General features: G+C 44.8%; 13 protein-coding genes, 2 tRNA genes, 3 rRNA genes and 1 other annotated feature (1 of these 19 only partly in view). Of the genes, 1 reads left to right on the top strand and 17 read right to left on the bottom strand.

The annotated features are described in order from the left end of the window. Nucleotides 1-124, bottom strand: a binding site (T-box leader) (it extends 101 nt beyond the left edge of the window). A 61-nt stretch (nt 125-185) separates the two neighbouring features. The 4 genes from pdxT to guaB form a co-directional block, all read right to left on the bottom strand. Beyond that, nucleotides 186-773, bottom strand: coding sequence for a pyridoxal 5'-phosphate synthase glutaminase subunit PdxT (gene pdxT / locus A361_RS00095; protein WP_009336765.1), 588 nt, complete (start codon nt 771-773; stop codon nt 186-188). Between the two features lie 12 nt (nt 774-785). Then, on the bottom strand, nt 786-1,667 hold the full coding sequence (pdxS, locus tag A361_RS00090) for a pyridoxal 5'-phosphate synthase lyase subunit PdxS (protein ID WP_009336764.1): 882 nt from the start codon (nt 1,665-1,667) through the stop codon (nt 786-788). Between the two features lie 161 nt (nt 1,668-1,828). Next, a complete protein-coding gene (locus A361_RS00085; protein WP_236888041.1) occupies nt 1,829-3,133 on the bottom strand; it encodes a D-alanyl-D-alanine carboxypeptidase family protein in 1,305 nt (434 codons plus the stop codon). Between the two features lie 330 nt (nt 3,134-3,463). Beyond that, complete coding sequence (guaB, locus tag A361_RS00080) at nt 3,464-4,927, bottom strand: IMP dehydrogenase (RefSeq protein ID WP_009336762.1); 1,464 nt, start codon at nt 4,925-4,927, stop codon at nt 3,464-3,466. A 112-nt stretch (nt 4,928-5,039) separates the two neighbouring features. Between guaB and A361_RS00075 the strand changes: the two genes are divergently transcribed. Then, nucleotides 5,040-5,999, top strand: a complete 960-nt coding sequence (locus tag A361_RS00075; RefSeq protein ID WP_019383450.1) for a YaaC family protein — start codon at nt 5,040-5,042, stop codon at nt 5,997-5,999. A gap of 478 nt (nt 6,000-6,477) precedes the next feature. On the opposite strand, the gene rrf is transcribed toward A361_RS00075, so the two are convergent. The 13 genes from rrf to dnaA form a co-directional block, all read right to left on the bottom strand. After that, nucleotides 6,478-6,594: ribosomal RNA gene (rrf, locus tag A361_RS00070) — 5S ribosomal RNA — on the bottom strand. A 203-nt stretch (nt 6,595-6,797) separates the two neighbouring features. Further along, nucleotides 6,798-9,733 (bottom strand): 23S ribosomal RNA (locus A361_RS00065). Between the two features lie 254 nt (nt 9,734-9,987). After that, nucleotides 9,988-10,063, bottom strand: a tRNA-Ala gene (locus tag A361_RS00060). Nucleotides 10,064-10,074: 11 nt separating this feature from the next. Further along, nucleotides 10,075-10,151, bottom strand: a tRNA-Ile gene (locus tag A361_RS00055). 89 nt (nt 10,152-10,240) lie between these two features. Continuing rightward, nucleotides 10,241-11,790: ribosomal RNA gene (locus A361_RS00050) — 16S ribosomal RNA — on the bottom strand. The 16S, 23S and 5S rRNA genes sit together here with 2 tRNA genes alongside, the layout of an rRNA operon. Nucleotides 11,791-12,127: 337 nt before the next feature. After that, nucleotides 12,128-13,210, bottom strand: coding sequence for an HD-GYP domain-containing protein (locus tag A361_RS00040; RefSeq protein ID WP_019382468.1), 1,083 nt, complete (start codon nt 13,208-13,210; stop codon nt 12,128-12,130). An 87-nt stretch (nt 13,211-13,297) separates the two neighbouring features. Continuing rightward, nucleotides 13,298-15,823, bottom strand: a complete 2,526-nt coding sequence (gene gyrA, locus A361_RS00035; protein WP_009332496.1) for a DNA gyrase subunit A — start codon at nt 15,821-15,823, stop codon at nt 13,298-13,300. 229 nt (nt 15,824-16,052) lie between these two features. Continuing rightward, complete coding sequence (gene gyrB / locus A361_RS00030; RefSeq protein ID WP_019382469.1) at nt 16,053-17,975, bottom strand: DNA topoisomerase (ATP-hydrolyzing) subunit B; 1,923 nt, start codon at nt 17,973-17,975, stop codon at nt 16,053-16,055. 135 nt (nt 17,976-18,110) lie between these two features. Next, nucleotides 18,111-18,359, bottom strand: coding sequence for an extracellular matrix regulator RemB (remB, locus tag A361_RS00025; RefSeq protein ID WP_009332494.1), 249 nt, complete (start codon nt 18,357-18,359; stop codon nt 18,111-18,113). 9 nt (nt 18,360-18,368) lie between these two features. Next, nucleotides 18,369-19,487, bottom strand: coding sequence for a DNA replication/repair protein RecF (gene recF / locus A361_RS00020; RefSeq protein WP_019382470.1), 1,119 nt, complete (start codon nt 19,485-19,487; stop codon nt 18,369-18,371). 196 nt (nt 19,488-19,683) lie between these two features. Continuing rightward, nucleotides 19,684-19,893, bottom strand: coding sequence for a S4 domain-containing protein YaaA (gene yaaA / locus A361_RS00015; protein WP_019382471.1), 210 nt, complete (start codon nt 19,891-19,893; stop codon nt 19,684-19,686). A gap of 253 nt (nt 19,894-20,146) precedes the next feature. After that, nucleotides 20,147-21,283 carry a DNA polymerase III subunit beta gene (dnaN, locus tag A361_RS00010; RefSeq protein ID WP_009332491.1) on the bottom strand — a complete coding sequence of 379 codons (1,137 nt, stop codon included), beginning with the start codon at nt 21,281-21,283 and terminating at the stop codon, nt 20,147-20,149. Nucleotides 21,284-21,461: 178 nt separating this feature from the next. Further along, entirely contained in the window at nt 21,462-22,808 is a 1,347-nt protein-coding gene (gene dnaA / locus A361_RS00005; protein WP_019382472.1) for a chromosomal replication initiator protein DnaA, read from the bottom strand. Nucleotides 22,809-23,007: the final 199 nt, after the last annotated feature.

The following is a 23,007-nucleotide window of genomic DNA, read 5'->3' as shown; positions in this document are numbered from 1 at the left end:
GTAGTACCGGGTGTTCCATGCTTTGCTCGAGGATGGATTCACAGGGTTTATTCACCGGTTTCCACCAGCCACCGGCTCTCTTTTAGAACAAAGTCCTGTTACTAGTTCCTCTCATTGCTTTTCAGCTATAAGAATTTTGTAATTCATAATGTACTACAATTATGTTCCATTTGCAACCAAAATATTCAAATTGTTAATTGCTTGGACTCTTTGATCATTTCAACGAAATAGCCTGTCAGGCGATGGTCATCCGTTAGTTCCGGATGGAATGAGCATCCGAGGAATCTGCCTTCGCGCGCCGCCACAATCCGGCCATTGTGCTTGGCCAGGATTTCAACATTCTCTCCAGCCTCCACAATATGCGGTGCACGAATGAATACAGCTGCAAAATCTTCTGCCACTCCGGCAATATCAACATCCGCCTCGAAGCTTTCGCGCTGGCGGCCAAATGAATTTCTTTCCACCTGGACGTCCATCACACCGATATGCGGTTCATCATAGCCAATGATATTATTCGCAAGAAGAATTAAGCCTGCACATGTCCCGAACATCGGCTTTCCTGATTGCGCAAACTCCTTAAGGCTGTCCATAAAATCATATTTATCAATCAAGCGTCTCATGGTCGTGCTTTCGCCGCCAGGCAAGATAAGCCCGTCTACCTCGTCAAGCTGCTCTTTGCGTTTGATGACTACAGCTTCGGCGCCGGATGCTTCTACAGAAAGAACATGCTCTCTGACCGCGCCCTGCAGCCCTAATACTCCAACCTTTATCATGTTCAATTCTCCTTACCAGCCGCGCTCCTGCATACGAGCTTCAGGAGCCAATGAAGAAATTTCAATTCCCTTCATCGGTGTGCCTAGTTCTTTTGAAAGTTCAGCAATTAATTTGTAGTCCTGGTAATGTGTAGTTGCTTCCACAATGGCACGTGCAAATTTCGCAGGGTTTTCAGATTTGAAGATGCCTGATCCTACGAACACTCCATCGGCACCAAGCTCCATCATTAAAGCTGCATCTGCAGGTGTTGCAACACCGCCTGCTGCGAAGTTTACGACTGGAAGGCGTCCAAGGCTCTTGATTTCCAAAAGAAGCTCATATGGCGCTCCCAGAAGCTTAGCTTCCGTCATTAATTCATCTTCGTTCATGCCGACAACCTTGCGCACCTGTGCATTCACCTTGCGGATATGGCGGACAGCTTCAACGATGTTTCCAGTTCCAGGCTCACCCTTTGTGCGAAGCATGGAAGCACCTTCACCAATTCGGCGTGCTGCTTCGCCTAAGTCACGGCATCCGCAAACGAATGGAACAGTGTAGTCTCTTTTATTAAGATGGTATTCTTCATCAGCAGGAGTTAAAACTTCACTCTCATCTATGTAATCGACACCCATCGCTTCAAGCAGACGAGCTTCTACAATATGGCCGATACGCGCTTTTGCCATTACCGGGATTGAAACTGCACCCATTACTTCTTCCATAATACGCGGATCTGCCATGCGTGCCACACCGCCGGCTGCACGGATATCAGAAGGAACGCGTTCAAGTGCCATAACTGCTACTGCACCAGCTTCTTCTGCGATTTTTGCCTGCTCGGCGTTAACAACGTCCATAATAACGCCGCCTTTTTGCATTTCTGCCATTCCCCGTTTAACACGATCTGTACCTGTCTTCATGTTTATCCCCCTTCGTAAATACCATCTGCTTTGGATGGGTTAAATATTATGATAAAAATCATTTTTCAAAAAAAGGAAAATAGATTATTTTACTAGGAATTTTCCCTATTGAAAATATGCAATGAAAAAGGGCTCCTGTCAAGACAGGAAAGCCCTTTTTCTTAAAACCAACCTTTTACAGTTGAGGAAACACTTCCCCAAACATCCCCGAAGAAACCGCCGATGCTGCGCATAGTCAGCACGAACCAGTTTGCTTTTTCAACACTTTCAGCGGCTACGACATCCACTTGAATATTGCCTTTGCCTTTATCGGACAAGAACTCAATCTTCCCGTCCTCTTTCGATTCAATCGTTAGATAGCCGATTTTTTCTCCTTTTTTAATAGGAGCTGTCAATTCGCCGTTTTCATTTAATTTCTCTTTATCAATAACAAGAACAGGCTTATAGTTTTCTTTTTCCCCGTTTCTTACAACCATTTCGATTGCATCTTTAGAAGAAATCTTTACTTTGTCCTCTTTGCCTTTTGTAACAGGCACTGTTTTGTGGCCTTTCACCTGATAGTTGGCAGGAACGATTTCTTCTTTCGTGAAGTTGCTGAAACCAAAGTCGAACATTTTTTTGGTTTCATCGAATCTGGATTTGTAAGTAGCCTGACCATTCGCACCTTTAGCGTTCATGACAACACTGATGTAGCGGTTGCCATCTCTCATGGCTGTACCGGTAAAGCAGTATCCGGCAAAGTCAGTCGTACCTGTTTTAAGGCCATCTGCACCTTCATAGCCATATACTAGCTCTGGAAGCATCCAGTTCCAGTTTTCCATTTTAATTTCATCATCTGTACCCTCTCTGAACGTCTTTCTAGGGGTACTTGCTGTTTCCAATACTTCAGGGAATCGGTTAATCAATTCCTTGGCCAGCATCGCTGTATCTTTTGCTGACATCACGTTTTCTTCTTCAGGGCCTCCTGCAGGAGGAGATCCCTTTAAATCACGGTTGTTTAAACCGCTGGAATTGACAAATTTATAATCCTTTAATCCAAGCTCTGCAGCTTTTTCGTTCATCATTTTAACAAAGTTTGTCTCAGAACCGGCAATCGTTTCTGCAATTGCGATGGTTGCACCATTTGCAGAGTAGATCGCCATTGCTTCATACAATTCACGGATATTGTATTTTCCGTCTCTTCTTAATGGGACATTTGATAAATTGCGATCCTGTGAAACTTTCCACACATATTCACTTACTGCATATTCCTGGTCCCACTTCACTTTGCCTTCTTCAACGGCTTCAAGAAGCAGGTATTCTGTCATCATTTTAGTCATACTGGCAATGCCCAGTACTTTATCCGCATTTTTTTGATATAAAATTTTTCCGGTCTCTGCATCTACTAAAATAGCAGCATCTGCATTAATGTTTAAGATATCTTCTGCATGAGCTTTATGTATACCAGGTAAAAGACCTAATATCATGACCAAGGCAAGGAATCCAGCGATAGACTTACGGTAAAATGTTTTCTTCAATTTACTGCCCTCCAACGTTTTAATACACTTTTGTTATTTTATCATAACTCTGGTGCAAAGAATAGATAGAGTAATTACCTATTCCTGCCTGCCCCGTGGCATGATTGTCCCATAGTTATGCATTAGTATTTTCCTAGGTTTGATCCCAGGATATTTTAGGATAAAATGACTCTGTTAAACTGGCTATGATTTCCGCTGCAGGATGCTAAAAAACTGCCATCATCTTTATCAGAGACGAAAAAAAAGCAGAAAAGGTTTCCCTCTTCTGCTTTGTATTGATTATAGTGAGTAGTTTGGCGCCTCTTTTGTGATCTGCACATCATGAGGATGACTTTCTCTTAGGCCTGCACCAGTCATTTTAATAAATTGGGCATTTTCACGGAGGTCGTGAAGATCCTTTGTTCCGCAATAGCCCATTCCAGAACGGATACCGCCGACAAGCTGGTAGATGGTATCGGCTAAAGGCCCTTTATAAGCAATGCGCCCTTCGATTCCCTCTGGAACAAACTTTTTATTATCTTCCTGGAAGTAACGGTCTTTTGAACCTTTTTCCATGGCTGCAACAGAACCCATTCCTCTGTATACCTTGAATCGGCGTCCCTGGAAAATTTCCGTTTCGCCAGGGCTTTCAGAAACACCTGCAAGAAGGCTTCCAAGCATAACGGCATGTCCGCCTGCTGCCAATGCTTTCACGATATCTCCTGAATATTTGATTCCGCCATCGGCGATGATTGATTTGCCATGCTTGCGTGCTTCTGTTGCACAATCATATACAGCTGTAATTTGCGGTACACCTACACCTGCAACAACACGTGTTGTACAAATGGATCCAGGCCCGATTCCCACTTTCACGATATCTGCGCCTGCTTCAATCAAATCCTTTGTCGCTTCAGCTGTTGCCACGTTACCGGCAATAATGGCCAGGTCCGGATAAGCGTTCCGGATTTCGCGTACGGTATCAAGCACCCCTTTTGAATGTCCATGTGCTGTATCCACTACGATGACATCTACATGTGATTTAACTAGCATTTCAACACGCTTCATCGTGTCGCCGGTTACGCCGACCGCTGCACCTGCCAGCAGGCGTCCGCGCTCATCTTTTGCCGAGTTTGGAAACTCAATTACTTTTTCAATATCCTTAATGGTAATTAAACCTTTTAAAACACCTTCATCATCCACTAGCGGCAATTTTTCAATTTTATGCTGCTGCAGAATTTTTTCTGCCTCATCCAAAGTGGTACCAACTGGAGCTGTTACAAGATTTTCTTTTGTCATCACATCGGAAATTTTTATCGAATAGTCCTGAATGAATCGGAGGTCACGGTTAGTCAGAATGCCGACAAGCTTTTGTTCCTCATTATTATTAACGATTGGCACACCGGAAATCCGGTACTTGCCCATTAAATGCTCTGCGTCAAATACCTGCTGTTCTGGAGTTAGAAAGAATGGGTCAGTAATAACGCCGCTTTCTGAACGCTTTACTTTATCCACCTGATCAGCCTGCTGTTCAATGGACATGTTCTTATGGATAACCCCCAAACCGCCCTGGCGAGCCATAGCGATCGCCATTTCAGCTTCAGTTACCGTATCCATTCCGGCACTGATTACTGGAATGTTGAGTGCAATCTTTTCAGTCAAATTTACTTTAAGGCTGACATCACGAGGAAGCACCTCTGATTTCGATGGAACCAGTAAAACATCATCAAAAGTTAAACCTTCTTTTGCAAACTTAGTTTCCCACATCTTTTTTGACCTCCTGGACTCGAAAATATTATTAGTAGGTTATCAATTGGACAAAATACTGTCAAGGACGGATTAATATGTTGGATTTTTCAAAAGATTCGGAGGTTTCACTGTGATACATTCATTTGACCTTAAAAACTCCTTTTTATACTTCTTTTCTGCGAACACTTCTCAGGAATTTTTAAAGAAATGCTACCAAAAGCAAAACCTGGATCAGGCTGAACAAAAGAGCTATGAAAACAGTTACCCTTTTATATACTATCTAGAACACGGACAAGTATACTACGAGCAGGCAGAGAAGGCACCATTGGTTATCAAGCCGATTCTCTTTTTTTATGGACTTGTTCACCTTGTGAAGGCCTGCATTCTGACAGTAGACCCTAATTATCCGGAAACCACTTCTGTTTTGGCACACGGGGTCTCCACCAGGAAAAGAAAAAAGCAGCAATATAATTTTTTTCAGGACGAAGTGAAATTTCAAAAAAGCGGGCTTTTCCCCTATATGGGAGAAAAATTGTTCCACATGAAACATTTGGAAGGCGAAAAAACAACGATGGGAGAGTTATTTGGCCAAATTCCCGAGCTTAACTATTTGTACAGCCAGACAGAGGGCCGAACTACTTTTCTTGAAGCAGAGCTGGAAAAGGATGTATTCATTTTGCCAAGAATGATCCTCGATCGCTTTCATATGACCGAGTCCCGCTTTGTTGAATACCTGCAGTCAAAATCAGACTTTAATATATGCTTTCAGGAGTCAGCGGGATTAGACCTTAAATTTTCTGCAAAAAACTTGAATACATATAATTATAAGCCCTTAAGATATAGTCTTGATGCCGGAAAGTTTTTCTTTCCGCTTGCTAAAGACGGTCTGATTGATTTTCCTGAACTTCTTATTCATTTCCTGCTGCTGTATAATTTAAGCATGATTGCCCGCTACGAAACAGAATGGTGGAGCGAACTCATCAAAATGATGCCTAATAAAGACTATCCTTTTATTCAGACTTTTCTACAGATTACATCCTCAAAGGGGCCATATCTGATTTATCAATATTTGGCTGATAAGAAACACTAAGCAGCTGGAAGATGATAGTGATCGCGGATTTCTTGTGCATGTGTAACCTGATTTTTGCGGGCAATTTAGGGATAGCGGAGTGGAAGGATGCTTACTTGTAGACTGGGGATTTATCTGAGGCATTCCGTAGGGCTTATCTGGCATGAATCGGATTTGATCCATCATGTATTGGATTTTATGTAACAGGTTTTTGATTTAACTAGCAGGAATTCGATTTTATCTCGCATGTTTTGATTTTTATTTCACATTTGGCACACTTCATCTTTGCTGCAAACAGATTTGACTTTTAAAACAGACGGCGGAATAAAGAGTGGCGCATATCATTTAATTTTGGCACATATATGAGTGAAAGTGGCGCATTTTTTTAGCTGAAATGACGCATATATGCATTTTTCATAAAAAGATGAGTAAGAAGATATTTGGATTAATAAATCATCCACATACAAAAAAAGAGCACCCATCAGGTGCTCTTTCATATGCCCGGCAGCGTCCTACTCTCACAGGGGGACAGCCCCCAACTACCATCGGCGCTGAGAAGCTTAACTTCCGTGTTCGGTATGGGAACGGGTGTGACCTTCTCGCTATCGCCACCGGACTATTTGGTTGAAGAAACTTCGTTCCCTCAAAACTAGATAATGTATGAAGAAGCATTTGCCGAGTATTCACCAATGACTTGTCTAGCTTCGGCTCCTAACCTCTCGGCCGTTTCGATCCGTCCCTCCAAATCCCAAAACCAGGATTTGAATGGCCGGCTCTCCAACGTCTCTCAAAGTTGAACAGTCGCCTCCGCTTTTCGTTTTGGTTAAGTCCTCGATCGATTAGTATCAGTCAGCTCCACATGTCGCCACGCTTCCACCTCTGACCTATCAACCTGATCATCTTTCAGGGATCTTACTAGCTTGACGCTATGGGAAATCTCATCTCGAGGGGGGCTTCATGCTTAGATGCTTTCAGCACTTATCCCTTCCGCACATAGCTACCCAGCGATGCCTTTGGCAAGACAACTGGTACACCAGCGGTGCGTCCATCCCGGTCCTCTCGTACTAAGGACAGCTCCTCTCAAATTTCCTGCGCCCACGACGGATAGGGACCGAACTGTCTCACGACGTTCTGAACCCAGCTCGCGTACCGCTTTAATGGGCGAACAGCCCAACCCTTGGGACCGACTACAGCCCCAGGATGCGATGAGCCGACATCGAGGTGCCAAACCTCCCCGTCGATGTGGACTCTTGGGGGAGATAAGCCTGTTATCCCCGGGGTAGCTTTTATCCGTTGAGCGATGGCCCTTCCATGCGGAACCACCGGATCACTAAGCCCGACTTTCGTCCCTGCTCGACTTGTAGGTCTCGCAGTCAAGCTCCCTTGTGCCTTTACACTCTGCGAATGATTTCCAACCATTCTGAGGGAACCTTTGGGCGCCTCCGTTACTTTTTAGGAGGCGACCGCCCCAGTCAAACTGCCCACCTGACACTGTCTCCCGCCCCGATAAGGGGCGCGGGTTAGAATTTCAATACAGCGAGGGTAGTATCCCACCGACGCCTCCACCGAAGCTGGCGCTCCGGCTTCTCAGGCTCCTACCTATCCTGTACAAGCTGTACCAAAATTCAATATCAGGCTACAGTAAAGCTCCACGGGGTCTTTCCGTCCTGTCGCGGGTAACCTGCATCTTCACAGGTACTATAATTTCACCGAGTCTCTCGTTGAGACAGTGCCCAGATCGTTACGCCTTTCGTGCGGGTCGGAACTTACCCGACAAGGAATTTCGCTACCTTAGGACCGTTATAGTTACGGCCGCCGTTTACTGGGGCTTCGATTCAAAGCTTCGCTTGCGCTAACCTCTCCTCTTAACCTTCCAGCACCGGGCAGGCGTCAGCCCCTATACTTCGCCTTGCGGCTTCGCAGAGACCTGTGTTTTTGCTAAACAGTCGCCTGGGCCTATTCACTGCGGCTCATCAGGGCTATTCACCCTAATGAGCACCCCTTCTCCCGAAGTTACGGGGTCATTTTGCCGAGTTCCTTAACGAGAGTTCTCTCGCTCACCTTAGGATTCTCTCCTCGCCTACCTGTGTCGGTTTGCGGTACGGGCACCTTTTCCCTCGCTAGAGGCTTTTCTTGGCAGTGTGGAATCAGGAACTTCGGTACTAAATTTCCCTCGCCGTCACAGCTCAGCCTGTGTGGTAACGGGATTTGCCTCGTTACCGGCCTAACTGCTTGGACACGCTAATCCAGCAGCGTGCTTACCCTATCCTCCTGCGTCCCCCCATTGCTCAAACGGTAAAGAGGTGGTACAGGAATATCAACCTGTTGTCCATCGCCTACGCTTTTCAGCCTCGGCTTAGGTCCCGACTAACCCTGAGCGGACGAGCCTTCCTCAGGAAACCTTAGGCATTCGGTGGATGGGATTCTCACCCATCTTTCGCTACTCATACCGGCATTCTCACTTCTAAGCGCTCCACGGGTCCTTGCGATCCCGCTTCAACGCCCTTAGAACGCTCTCCTACCACTGACATCGTAAGATGTCAATCCACAGCTTCGGTGATACGTTTAGCCCCGGTACATTTTCGGCGCGGAGTCACTCGACCAGTGAGCTATTACGCACTCTTTAAATGGTGGCTGCTTCTAAGCCAACATCCTGGTTGTCTAAGCAACTCCACATCCTTTTCCACTTAACGTATACTTTGGGACCTTAGCTGGTGGTCTGGGCTGTTTCCCTCTTGACTACGGATCTTATCACTCGCAGTCTGACTCCCATGGATAAGTCTTTGGCATTCGGAGTTTGTCTGAATTCGGTAACCCGATGGGGGCCCCTAGTCCAAACAGTGCTCTACCTCCAAGACTCTTACTACATGAGGCTAGCCCTAAAGCTATTTCGGAGAGAACCAGCTATCTCCAAGTTCGATTGGAATTTCTCCGCTACCCACACCTCATCCCCGCACTTTTCAACGTGCGTGGGTTCGGGCCTCCATCCAGTGTTACCTGGACTTCACCCTGGACATGGGTAGATCACCTGGTTTCGGGTCTACGACCACATACTCATTCGCCCTATTCAGACTCGCTTTCGCTGCGGCTCCGTCTCATCAACTTAACCTCGCATGTAATCGTAACTCGCCGGTTCATTCTACAAAAGGCACGCTATCACCCATTAACGGGCTCTAACTACTTGTAGGCACACGGTTTCAGGATCTCTTTCACTCCCCTTCCGGGGTGCTTTTCACCTTTCCCTCACGGTACTGGTTCACTATCGGTCACTAGGGAGTATTTAGCCTTGGGAGATGGTCCTCCCTGCTTCCGACGGGATTTCTCGTGTCCCGCCGTACTCAGGATCCACTCTGGAGGGAACGAAGTTTCAACTACAGGGCTTTTACCTTCTCTGGCCGGCCTTTCCAGACCTGTTCATTTACCTCGTTCCTTTGTAACTCCGTGTAGAGTGTCCTACAACCCCAAGAGGCAAGCCTCTTGGTTTGGGCTAATCCCGTTTCGCTCGCCGCTACTCAGGGAATCGCGTTTGCTTTCTCTTCCTCCGGGTACTTAGATGTTTCAGTTCCCCGGGTCTGCCTTCTATACCCTATGTATTCAGGTAAAGATCCTATCCCATTACGGATAGGGGGTTTCCCCATTCGGAAATCTCCGGATCAAAGCTTACTTACAGCTCCCCGAAGCATATCGGTGTTAGTACCGTCCTTCATCGGCTCCTAGTGCCAAGGCATTCACCGTGCGCCCTTTCTAACTTAACCTACTTCGGCCGCTGATCGACTGCGGATCTCTGCGTCAGCTCTCTCGCTCCGCTCCTCACGTACTGAAGTACGCTCCGGTGCTCACTCGGTCGCTTCCTTGATCTCCTTGCCGCTCATCGTCCTCATGGTTTGTGCTCTTACTTATTTTCAAAATAAGAGAAAAAAACTAAGATGGCGATTACTCGGTTATTGCTTCTTCATTAACATTATCTAGTTTTCAAGGAACAAAAAATAACGAATGGATTCGTTATGGTTGGTGGAGCCTAGCGGGATCGAACCGCTGACCTCCTGCGTGCAAAGCAGGCGCTCTCCCAGCTGAGCTAAGGCCCCATTATATGAGATGGTGGGCCTAAATGGACTCGAACCATCGACCTCACGCTTATCAGGCGTGCGCTCTAACCAGCTGAGCTATAGGCCCACATAATAGGTAAAGTATTAAAATGTGAGAGGTTGAACTCTCAAAACTGAACGAACAAAACGCGTCACGTTTCATGTAAATATCCTTAGAAAGGAGGTGATCCAGCCGCACCTTCCGATACGGCTACCTTGTTACGACTTCACCCCAATCATCTGTCCCACCTTAGGCGGCTGGCTCCAAAAGGTTACCCCACCGACTTCGGGTGTTACAAACTCTCGTGGTGTGACGGGCGGTGTGTACAAGGCCCGGGAACGTATTCACCGCGGCATGCTGATCCGCGATTACTAGCGATTCCGGCTTCATGCAGGCGAGTTGCAGCCTGCAATCCGAACTGAGAATGGTTTTATGGGATTCGCTTAACCTCGCGGTCTCGCAGCCCTTTGTACCATCCATTGTAGCACGTGTGTAGCCCAGGTCATAAGGGGCATGATGATTTGACGTCATCCCCACCTTCCTCCGGTTTGTCACCGGCAGTCACCTTAGAGTGCCCAACTGAATGCTGGCAACTAAGATCAAGGGTTGCGCTCGTTGCGGGACTTAACCCAACATCTCACGACACGAGCTGACGACAACCATGCACCACCTGTCATCCTGTCCCCCGAAGGGGAACGCCCTATCTCTAGGGTTGTCAGGAGATGTCAAGACCTGGTAAGGTTCTTCGCGTTGCTTCGAATTAAACCACATGCTCCACCGCTTGTGCGGGCCCCCGTCAATTCCTTTGAGTTTCAGCCTTGCGGCCGTACTCCCCAGGCGGAGTGCTTAATGCGTTTGCTGCAGCACTAAAGGGCGGAAACCCTCTAACACTTAGCACTCATCGTTTACGGCGTGGACTACCAGGGTATCTAATCCTGTTTGCTCCCCACGCTTTCGCGCCTCAGCGTCAGTTACAGACCAAAGAGTCGCCTTCGCCACTGGTGTTCCTCCACATCTCTACGCATTTCACCGCTACACGTGGAATTCCACTCTTCTCTTCTGCACTCAAGTTCCCCAGTTTCCAATGACCCTCCCCGGTTGAGCCGGGGGCTTTCACATCAGACTTAAGGAACCGCCTGCGCGCGCTTTACGCCCAATAATTCCGGACAACGCTTGCCACCTACGTATTACCGCGGCTGCTGGCACGTAGTTAGCCGTGGCTTTCTGGTTAGGTACCGTCAAGGTACCGGCAGTTACTCCGGTACTTGTTCTTCCCTAACAACAGAGTTTTACGATCCGAAAACCTTCATCACTCACGCGGCGTTGCTCCGTCAGACTTTCGTCCATTGCGGAAGATTCCCTACTGCTGCCTCCCGTAGGAGTCTGGGCCGTGTCTCAGTCCCAGTGTGGCCGATCACCCTCTCAGGTCGGCTACGCATCGTTGCCTTGGTGAGCCGTTACCTCACCAACTAGCTAATGCGCCGCGGGCCCATCTGTAAGTGATAGCCAAAACCATCTTTCAGCTTTCCCTCATGTGAGGGAAAGAATTATCCGGTATTAGCCCCGGTTTCCCGGAGTTATCCCAGTCTTACAGGCAGGTTGCCCACGTGTTACTCACCCGTCCGCCGCTGACTTCAGGGAGCAAGCTCCCATCTGTCCGCTCGACTTGCATGTATTAGGCACGCCGCCAGCGTTCGTCCTGAGCCAGGATCAAACTCTCCATATAAGAGTTGATTAAGCTCATAAGTTGTCTTTTCAAAAAAGACTAAAGAATTAACGTTGACGTTTTTGTTCGTTCAGTTTTCAAAGATCAATCTGCCGCTTGAGGCGACTTAATTAATATATCATTTCTGATAATCAATGTCAACAAGTTTTTTTATCTCATCAAATGATGATGTTCATCTCTTGCTGACTTGAATTAGTATACCAGCTCTTATCTATTAATTGCAAGCACTTTTTAATAGAATCTATATCTTTTTTCAAAAGTAAGGTCTGTTTAATTTGTCTGTTGTATTCAGCATCGAGTCTTAGCAGAGCCAAATAAAAAAGACCGCGGTATGCAGTCATTTTAATACTTCATCAATATATAACTGGCGGTTTTTCTCTAACTGAATTATTTCGCCGGTTTCTACCAGTTTCACAAGCGGTCTCGTAGGTGATTTACCTTCTATAAAAAGTATTTCTGCCGTCTGGCCATCTGAGAGCTTCACCATACTGCCAATGGAAAAGTTCATGATGCCGGAACCCAGAGCTTGAATGGATGGGATGTCATATTTGCCGAAGCTATCCTGAATCAGCATTTCAAGCACTTTAAATGGAGATTGTTTCCGTCTGTAGAGTCTTTGAGAGGTCATAGCATGAAATGCATCCGCTGCGGCAATGATTCTCCCAGCCTGATTGATTTTGCTGCTTTGTTCTCCAAACGGATAGCCGCTGCCATCCAGCCGCTCATGGTGCTGGATAATGCCGATTTTAGTGCTTTCTCTTAATAGAGATATATTCTGAACCATTTTAAAGCTAAGGGTTGAATGCCTTTTTATTTCTTCAAATTCTTCGGAGTTTAATGAAGTGCTTTTATGCAGGATGGATGGGTTTATCTTCGCCATACCTGCATCTGCCAGGCAGCCTCCCAGGGCAAGCTGGACAATTTCCCCCTTATTCAAACTCAGTTTTTTCCCTATAAAGGCACTGATCATTCCCACGGCTACAGAATGCTGATATAAATAATCTTCATTCGTAGAAAGGTGATGCAGGGAGAAGATTCCGGAGGGGCTTTTCTCCATTTTTTCAATCAGCGGAATCATAATATTTCTTATTTTTGCAATATCCACCGGAAGACCTGATTGCCAGGACACAAATTCTCTTTTGAAGTTTTGAACACCTGTTAAGAATGTATTTAAAAAACCTAATTCATTTGATTCTGTCAGTTCCTCAGCTTCTTCCAAGCTTCCTGCAGAAGCAAAAGGCTTTCCGTTAACCATGGTGGTTTCAACTTCCGCTTCATCAATCAGGAATATTTTCATAATATCCAGCAGTTCCTTCGTCAGCACTGTTTTTTGGCTGATAATAGGGCGATTCGTCAAACTGAAAACATCCTGTGTTAAAATACAGCCCTCTCTTAATTCCTGTATTGGTACTCGCACCATTTCCACACCCCATATGTAATGAGTCTTTTATACTATTTTACATTATTTGGACAAAAAAAAGGAACACAAATCTGTGTTCCTTAAAATTTATTCTTCGCTATTATCTCCATTTACTTCTTCTTCAGGAAGTGAATTGGCATCTTCAAGAGGCTTTGTTAATTCTTCTTCATCTTTTTCCTCTTCTTTTTCAACTTTTGCTACAGTGGATACCGCTTCGTCAGCATCTTCATTTATACGGATGAGTCTGACACCTTGCGTGTTTCTTCCCATAGTGGAAATATCGTTCACTGCCATTCGGATTAGTACGCCGCCTGTTGTAATAAGCATAACGTCTTCTTCTCCTGTGACAGCTTTCATGGAAACGAGGCTTCCGTTCTTATCTGTGATGTTGCAGGTCTTGATTCCTTTACCGCCTCTTCCCTGAACACGGTATTCTCCGGCAGGAGTGCGTTTTCCATAACCGTTTTTGGTTACGATCAGGATCTGGCTGTCATCCTCAAGGACTTCCATCCCAACAACTTCATCACCGGCACTTAAGCTGATTCCTTTAACACCAGTAGCTGTTCTTCCCATTGAACGAACATCTTCTTCTGGGAATCGGATCAGCATGCCATGGCTGGTTCCAATAATGATCTCCTTGCTGCCATCTGTCAGACGCACCGAAATTAATTCATCATCTTCGCGAAGATTCAGGGCAATTAAGCCATTATTACGGATATTGGCAAAGGATGATAATGGTGAACGCTTGGAAATCCCTTGTTTAGTGGTGAAGAACAGGAACCAATCATCGGCAAATTCTTCAACAGGAATAATTGCATTTACCCACTCATCTTTGTCCACTCCAAGAAGGTTAATGATTGGTATTCCTTTCGCAGTACGGCTGAATTCAGGAATTTCATACCCTTTAGCGCGATACACCTTCCCTTTGTTCGTGAAGAAAAGGATGGTATCGTGTGTGGAAGTGGTAATGAGGTGTTCAACAAAGTCATCCTCATTGGTTCCCATTCCCTGGATTCCCCGCCCTCCGCGTTTTTGGGCACGGTAAGTGGAGACAGGAAGACGCTTGATGTATCCCTTATGAGTTAAAGTAAGAACAATATTCTCCCGCGGAATTAGATCTTCGTCTTCAATTTGTTCGATGCCGCCGGCAACTATTTCTGTACGGCGTTTATCGTTGAATCTCTCTTTTACTTCGGTTAACTCTTCTCGGATAATTTCCAATACTTTTTCTTCATCAGCCAAAATAGCTTTTAATTCGGCAATCAATGCGACAAGGCTTGAATATTCGTCTTCAATCTTTTCGCGCTCTAAGCCAGTCAAACGCTGGAGACGCATATCTAGGATCGCCTGGGCCTGCTTTTCAGAAAGATTGAACTTGGTCATTAAGCCTTCACGTGCGATATCGGTTGTTTGAGAACTGCGGATAAGGTTGATTACTTCATCCAGATGATCAAGGGCAATCCTTAAACCTTCCAAAATGTGTGCACGGGCTTCTGCCTTTTTCAATTCGAATTCTGTTCTGCGGCGGATTACAACCTTTTGGTGATCCAGATAATGCTGCAGACACTGTTTGAGATTCAGAACCTTAGGCTGGCCATCTACAAGCGCAAGCAGGTTTATCCCGAAGCTTGTCTGCAGAGCCGTCTGTTTATAAAGGTTGTTCAGCAGAACATTGGCATTAGCATCTTTACGGACCTCGATCACAATGCGCATACCGTTTCGATCTGATTCATCACGCAGGTCGGTAATGCCATCAATTCGTTTATCCCGAACCAGTTCGGCAATTTTTTCAATCAGTTTAGCTTTATTCACTTGGTAAGGAATTTCATTAACAATGATAACTTCTTTTCCGTTGGACTTCTGCTCAATTTCCACTTTGGCCCTTAATGTAATGGAACCGCGGCCTGTTTCGTAAGCTTTGCGGATGCCGCTCCGTCCAAGAATGAGACCGGCAGTCGGGAAGTCTGGACCTGGAATGATTTCCATGAGTTCCTGAACAGTGAGATCCGGCTCCTGGCTGATGGCAAGGACTCCATCAATTACTTCGCCAAGCTGATGTGGCGGAATATTGGTCGCCATACCAACTGCAATTCCAGACGTTCCGTTTACGAGAAGGTTTGGGAAACGCGCAGGCATAACAACTGGTTCTTTCTCAGCACCATCATAGTTATCCTGGTAATCAATCGTGTCTTTATTAATATCGCGCAAAAGCTCCATAGAGATTTTGGACATGCGTGCCTCAGTATAACGCATCGCAGCTGCAGCGTCACCATCGACAGACCCGAAGTTTCCGTGTCCATCAACAAGCATATAGCGATAGTTGAAATCCTGAGCCATACGCACCATCGTGTCATATACTGCGGAGTCACCGTGCGGGTGATATTTACCGATTACTTCCCCAACGATACGGGCTGATTTTTTAAATGGTTTATCAGAATGCATTCCTAAATCATGCATTGCATATAAGATTCTTCGGTGAACCGGCTTTAAACCATCCCGTACGTCCGGAAGGGCACGTGAAACAATTACACTCATGGCATAGTCCAGGAATGATGAACGCATTTCCTGGCTAATATTAATTTCTTTTACTTGAGAATTCGGTGTATCGGCCATTTAAAGGAACCTCCTTTAAAGAGACGCAGGATGAACTGTCATCCGTTTGTCACTTCGTTTAGCTGAAACCTGTATGGTCTTTCCATACAGCTTCTGCTTTTTTCATAAATTAGACGCACTTGGGGCATTAAATAAAAAGAATAAACCAATTATGTAAAAGCAGGATAGAGAACCTCTATCCTGAAAGAAAGCGAAGGCGCGCTGCCGTGCTTTAGGTTTGCTTTTACAATTAAATATCCAAATTCTTTACATAAACCGCATTTTCTTCGATAAAGTTCCGGCGAGGCTCTACTTTGTCACCCATTAGGATTTCAAACGTTTCGTCAGCTTCGATGGCATCCTCAAGATTTACCTGGAGAAGGGTTCTTGATTCCGGATTCATTGTCGTTTCCCAAAGCTGGCCCGGGTTCATTTCCCCAAGTCCCTTATAACGCTGAATTCCCGGCTTAGGCTGGCTCGGAAGTTCACCAAGAATCTTATCCAGCTCGCGGTCATTATAGGCATATTCAATCTTTTTGCCCTGCTGGATCTTGTAAAGAGGCGGCTGGGCAATATAGATATAGCCAGCTTCAATAATCTGCCTCATATAACGGTAAAAGAACGTTAATAATAACGTGCGGATATGTGCACCATCGACATCTGCATCCGTCATGATGACAATTTTATGATAGCGGGCCCTGGAGATATCAAAATCTTCGCCTATACCGGTTCCGATTGCGGTAATAATCGCACGGACCTCATTATTGGACAGGATTTTATCCAGGCGGGCTTTTTCTACGTTCAGGATCTTTCCTCTTAGGGGAAGGATCGCCTGGAAATGACGGTCACGACCCTGCTTGGCAGATCCGCCCGCAGAGTCACCCTCAACCACATAAAGTTCGCTTATAGAAGGATCTTTAGATGAACAGTCAGCGAGTTTACCAGGCAAGCTGGATACTTCAAGAGCACTCTTTCTTCTTGTAAGCTCCCTTGCTTTTTTGGCGGCCAGTCTTGCTCGTGCTGCCATAAGCCCTTTTTCAACAATTTTTCTGGCTACCGTCGGATTTTCGAGCATGAATTTTTCAAGAGCTTCAGAGAAAATTGTATCGGTTGCTGCACGCACCTCTGAGTTTCCAAGCTTCGTTTTCGTCTGCCCTTCAAACTGAGGATCAGGATGTTTAACGGATACAATAGCCGTTAAGCCTTCACGGACATCTTCACCGGAAAGGTTTGCGTCACTCTCTTTAAAGACGCCATTCTTGCGTGCATAGTCGTTGATAACCCTTGTTAAGGCTGTCTTAAAGCCGGATTCATGCGTACCGCCTTCATAGGTGTGAATATTATTGGCAAAAGAATAGATATTGCTTGTAAATCCATCATTATACTGGATGGATACTTCAACAGTGATGCCTTCACGTTCACCATCAATGTAGATAGGCTCTTCATGAAGAACTTCCTTCGTTCTGTTCAAATGCTCAACGTACGATTTAATTCCACCCTCGTACATATATTCACTTTTCTTGTTTTCTTCACGCTTGTCCTCAATCGTGATCTTTAATCCTCTGTTTAGGAATGCCAATTCACGGATTCGATTTGCAAGTGTTTCATAATCATATTCAAGCGTTTCAGTGAAGATTTCACTGTCCGGCTTAAAATGGATGGTTGTTCCAGTATGATCCGTTTCCCCAATCACTTCCAGATCGGCACTAGGGACTCCGCGCTCAAACTTCTGATAATATTTCTGTCCATCACGATGAACAAATACTTCGAGCACAGTTGAGAGAGCATTAACTACAGAAGCACCAACACCATGCAGACCACCGGAAACCTTATATCCTCCGCCTCCGAATTTACCGCCTGCATGCAGAACCGTCATAATGACTTCTACTGCCGGTCGTCCCATTTTTTCGTGGATTCCGACTGGAATACCGCGTCCGTTATCCACTACCGTAATACTATTATCCTTTTCGATAATCACATTGATTTCAGAACAGTAGCCTGCCAGTGCTTCATCAATACTATTATCGACTATTTCCCAAACAAGATGGTGAAGCCCTTTGGCACTTGTTGAACCGATATACATTCCCGGACGCTTCCGAACTGCTTCCAGACCTTCCAGTACCTGTATCTGATTCTCATCATAGGATTGTTCCTGCACTGCCTTTTGCTCCATTGCCACATCGGTCACCTACACTTTCCATTTCACTAATCTATAAAAAAGCCTGGCTTTAAGATGAGCCAAACTGTAGTTTTCACTGACTTGCCTTTCGTTCCATCAGGGAAGTTCTTCCGGCAGTCCTGCATTTCTTTAAAATTCGTGAACACTTAATTTATGGGATCGTTTTTTTAATGTACCTGAGGATAGCGGAGAAAAATAGATCTTTTCTGTTGTGACAACCACAGATTTATAGGAACCTTTTGCGAGGTTCACTACTGACTCCTCCAGGTCCTCCTTACGTTCTTCCGCATACTCGGAAGCAAGGGCTGTTTCTTTATCAATAATGGCGACAATATCCCTTGCCCGGACCAACACATCTTCACCTATATGGATGTACATGCGATCACCTCACTGAATCTTCTTGATTCTCCCTGCCTCAACACTGAACGCTGCTGCTTCTTTAAGCGTCTGGTGGTCTATTCCATCAACGCTCGTAGTAGTGACAAACGTCTGTACTTTTCCTTGAATGGTATTTAATAAATGGGATTGGCGATAATCATCCAATTCCGAGAGGACGTCATCCAGCAGCAGAATGGGATATTCTCCAATTTCAGAATGGATCAGTTCGATTTCGGCAAGCTTAACCGACAAAGCTGTCGTTCTTTGCTGCCCCTGTGAACCGAATGTTTGCACATCTCGCCCGTTCACATGGAAAATCAGGTCATCGCGATGCGGTCCAAACATGGTGACACCGCGGTCTATTTCCCTGTTTTTCACTTTCGCAAATTTATCCTGGTATACTTTAACCATTTTCGACAAATCTTGTTCTTCTGATACCTCGGCAGAAGGCTTGTACTCAATTTTCAAGGTTTCAAGCCCTCTTGAAATTCCTTCATGAATCGGCTGTGCCCAATTCTCGAGGAGTCTGAGGAACTCATAACGCTTTGAAACAATCTTTGCAGCCATTTCAATAAATTGCTCTGTTAAAATCTCAAGCATGGTATGGTCGGTCTGCTTTTTGATCTGGAGCATTTTCAGGTAGTGGTTGCGCTGCTGGAGGATTTTCTGATACTGGCTGATATCATGCAAATAGACAGGTGAAACCTGCCCAATCTCCATATCAATAAAACGACGCCTTATTTGAGGGCTCCCTTTCACAAGGTGGAGATCTTCAGGCGCGAACATCACAACATTCATATTGCCGACATACTGGCTTAATTTCTGCTGCTCTATATGATTGCATTTGGCTTTTTTGCCTTTTTTGCTGATGACTAATTGCATGGGCAGGGATCCTTGCCTTTTTTGGACCCTTCCTTCTATTTTAGCATATTCCTGATCCCAGCGAATAAGATCTTTGTCATTTGATGTCCGATGGGACTTTGCCATGGCCAGGACATAGATCGATTCCATGACATTTGTTTTTCCCTGGGCATTCTCTCCCAAAATTACATTCACTTTATTTTCGAAATTAACTTCAAGCTCTTCGTAATTCCGGTAATTTTTTAATAGCAACTGCTCTATATGCATAGACGCTACATCCTTTTAGATAATAAGAAAAGCGGAGCCGCCTTGCCACCCACGACAAGCACAAGACGAGCCTCTAGAAAAGGCGTTCTTTGCCTTTTTGGGAGGATTGGCTTGTGACCTCGAGGGGGTAGGCGCCGGAGCTAGACAGTTATCGAAATTCAAAATTATAAACTTTTTAATTAATTTACTTAGCGGGCTAGACGATCGTAAATTCACCCACATCCGGAATTTCGATTTTATCCCCGGTTCTTAGCTTTCTTCCCCGTCTTTGATCCTGTTCCCCATTGACGAAGACTTCGTATTCACTCAGGAACCATTTGGCCATCCCGCCTGTTTGAATCACATCAGCGGCTTTTAAAAATTGGCCCAGCGTAATATATTCTGTATCAATTTGAATTTCCGTCATATTTTCACTCTTTTCCATTGTCCGACTTAAAGTGCTGCAGTGATTTCTGCACTTTGGCAAAACAATTTCAGAATGGTATCTAATATTCTATTTTACTAAATAAATCACAGATACACAAAGAAAACTCGCCTGCAGCTGGTTATTTTCATTATTCCCCTGCAATTGGCCAATATTCTTGCAGACAGGGGGACAGTTTTAGATATCTGCTTCACCAAAAAAAGTAAGCCGCCGGCACAACCGGCAGCTTTTTTTCTTAATACGTCCTTACTGGCAGGATCAATTGCAGTATTGATTCATCGTTTAAAGGTTTGATGATAAATGGTCTCATAGCGCCGGTGAAGCTGATTGTAATTTCAGAGCCTTCAAGTGCTTTTAGGGCATCCATCATGAATTTCGCGCTAAAGGAGATTTTTAATTCTTCGCCTTCTATGGATTTGCTCTGCACTTCTTCGACAACTTTTCCAATTTCAGGAGTGTTGGATGAAATTTCGATTACACCGCCATCAATTGTTGATAGTTTGACCACATTGTTTCGGCCTTCTTTCGCCAATAAAGATGCACGGTCAATAGCCTGCAGGAACTCCTTTGTATTGACGATAACATCTGTTTTGCTGTCTGAAGGGATCAATCTGGATGTATCCGGGTAATTTCCTTCCAGCAGCCTTGAGAAGAACAGCAGATGTTCGGCCTTAAAGAGAACCTGGTTTTCGGTAATAACGATATCGATTAAATCATTGTTGTCATCAAGAATTTTGCTTAACTCACTTAAGCTTTTTCCTGGAATGACTACATTGTAGCTTTCGCTGGCATTTGTTTCGATTTGAGCTTTTCTTAAGGCTAGCCTATGACTATCTGTTGCAATACAGGTTAATGTCCCGTTTTCCACCTTCCAGTTTACACCTGTCAAGATAGGGCGTGTTTCTGAGGTGGACACTGCGAATACCGTTTGGCGAACCATTGCTTTTAATAAGTCTGTAGGAATTTTAAACACATTCTCTTCCTCGATTTGAGGCAGATGAGGATATTCCTCAGCATCCAGACCATTAAGATTGAATTCGGATTTACCTGAACGGATGACTGTCTGCAAATGGTTTTCAACGCTGATCTCTACAGTGTCAGTCGGTAGCTTCTTAACGATTTCGCTGAAGAACTTCGCTTGGAGCACAATAGCACCAGCCTGTTTGATCTCGACGATTTCATCTCCGGCTTCTTCTTTAGGTATAAAAGATTCGATTGAAATATCAGAGTCGCTTCCCGTTAATGTGACCCCTTCTTCAGATGCAACGATTTTAATTCCCGTTAAGATGGGAATAGTCGTTCTGCTTGTTACAGCTTTCATAACATCCTGGACGCTTTGGACCAAACGGTCGCGCTGGATAATAAATCTCATTTTTTAAATCCTCCAAGCATATTTTAATGGCGTATTGAATATATATATATTTTTTATAAAAAAATAGTAGAAGTACTAGTAGGGCCTGTTAGTATGTGGATAACTGCATTTTTCGAAAGGAAACACAGCCTATCCACATGTGGACAGACTGTGTGTAAGTTTGGTCAAGTTATACACATTATACCTTGAGCATTTCATTGATTTCTTTCAGCTGCTTCTCAAATTGCGAATCTGCCTGAAGCATCTTTGAAATTTTTTCATGGGCATGAATGACGGTCGTGTGGTCCCTTCCGCCAAATTCCTCCCCTATTTTTGGAAGAGAAAAGTCGGTTAATTCCCTTGAGAGATACATGGCAATCTGACGGGGGAATGCGACAGACTTTGTTCGTTTCTTCGCCTTAAAGTCCTCAAGCTTTACGTTAAAGTGTTCCCCAACTACCCTTTGAATTTCATGGATCGTAATGACCTTCGGTTTGGAGCTTGGAATAATATCCTTTAATGCTTCTGCCGCAAGATCTGCATTAATATCTTTATTTATTAAAGAGGAATAAGCTACTACACGAATCAGAGCGCCCTCAAGCTCACGGATGTTGGAATCAATCTGATTGGCAATGTACAGCATAACCTCATTAGGAATATCAAGTCCCTCCGCTTTGGCCTTTTTGCGGAGAATCGCGATTCGCGTTTCCAGGTCCGGCGGAGTTATATCTGTAATAAGGCCCCATTCAAATCTGGAGCGAAGCCTGTCTTCCAATGTCGGAATTTCTTTTGGAGGACGGTCACTTGAGATGATGATCTGCTTGCTTTCTTCATGCAATGTATTAAAAGTATGGAAAAATTCTTCCTGCGTCTGTTCTTTTCCAGCCAAAAACTGAATATCATCGATAAGAAGAACATCCACATTTCGATATTTATCGCGGAAATCACCCGCTTTGTTATCTCGGATCGAGTTAATGAATTCATTTGTAAATTTCTCGGAAGATAAGTATACGACTTTAGCTGATGGATTATGATCTAATACATAATGGCCGATTGCATGCATAAGGTGAGTTTTTCCGAGTCCAACTCCCCCGTAAATAAATAAAGGATTGTATGCCTTGGCCGGTGCCTCGGCTACAGCAAGTGAAGCTGCGTGGGCGAAGCGGTTTCCGGACCCGATGACAAACGTGTCGAATGTATACTTCGGATTCAGCATCGTTAATGGCAGTTCAGGCTGTTCTTCCTCCGGCTTTTTCTTTTTTGGCGGAAGAGGAAAATCGACTTCTTCTTCACTTTGATTTTGCGGAATGATGAATTTTACTCCTAATTCTTCACCGGTAATGTCATAAAGAATTCCGGAGATCAGCTGGGAATAACGCTCTTCAAGCCAGTCACGGGCAAACTCATTCGGGGCCTTAACGATTAAAGTGTCTCCCTGCAGAGAATGCGCTTTTGTCGATTTTAGCCATGTATCAAAACTTGGTTTGCTGATTTTCTTCTCAATATTGGCCAGAGCATTATTCCAAAGATCCGCAATGTTTTCCAATGATATCCCTCCTTTTCCATCTATATTTGGGAATTTAGATTACTGTCCAGCTCCGGTGCCTTTTGAAGGCCCCCCTCGCTTTTCTTTGTTTCGAGCCACAAAAACGATAGGTTATACACGCTGTATAACCCTTAAGTTTATAAATATACGAAACTGTTTATGTGGAAAAATATATAATAAGGAAGTAAAGTGGAATTTC

This window comes from Cytobacillus oceanisediminis 2691 (assembly GCF_000294775.2).
Classification (GTDB): Bacteria; Bacillota; Bacilli; order Bacillales; family Cytobacillaceae; genus Cytobacillus; species Cytobacillus pseudoceanisediminis.
This window is presented reverse-complemented; position numbering and strand designations above follow the sequence as displayed.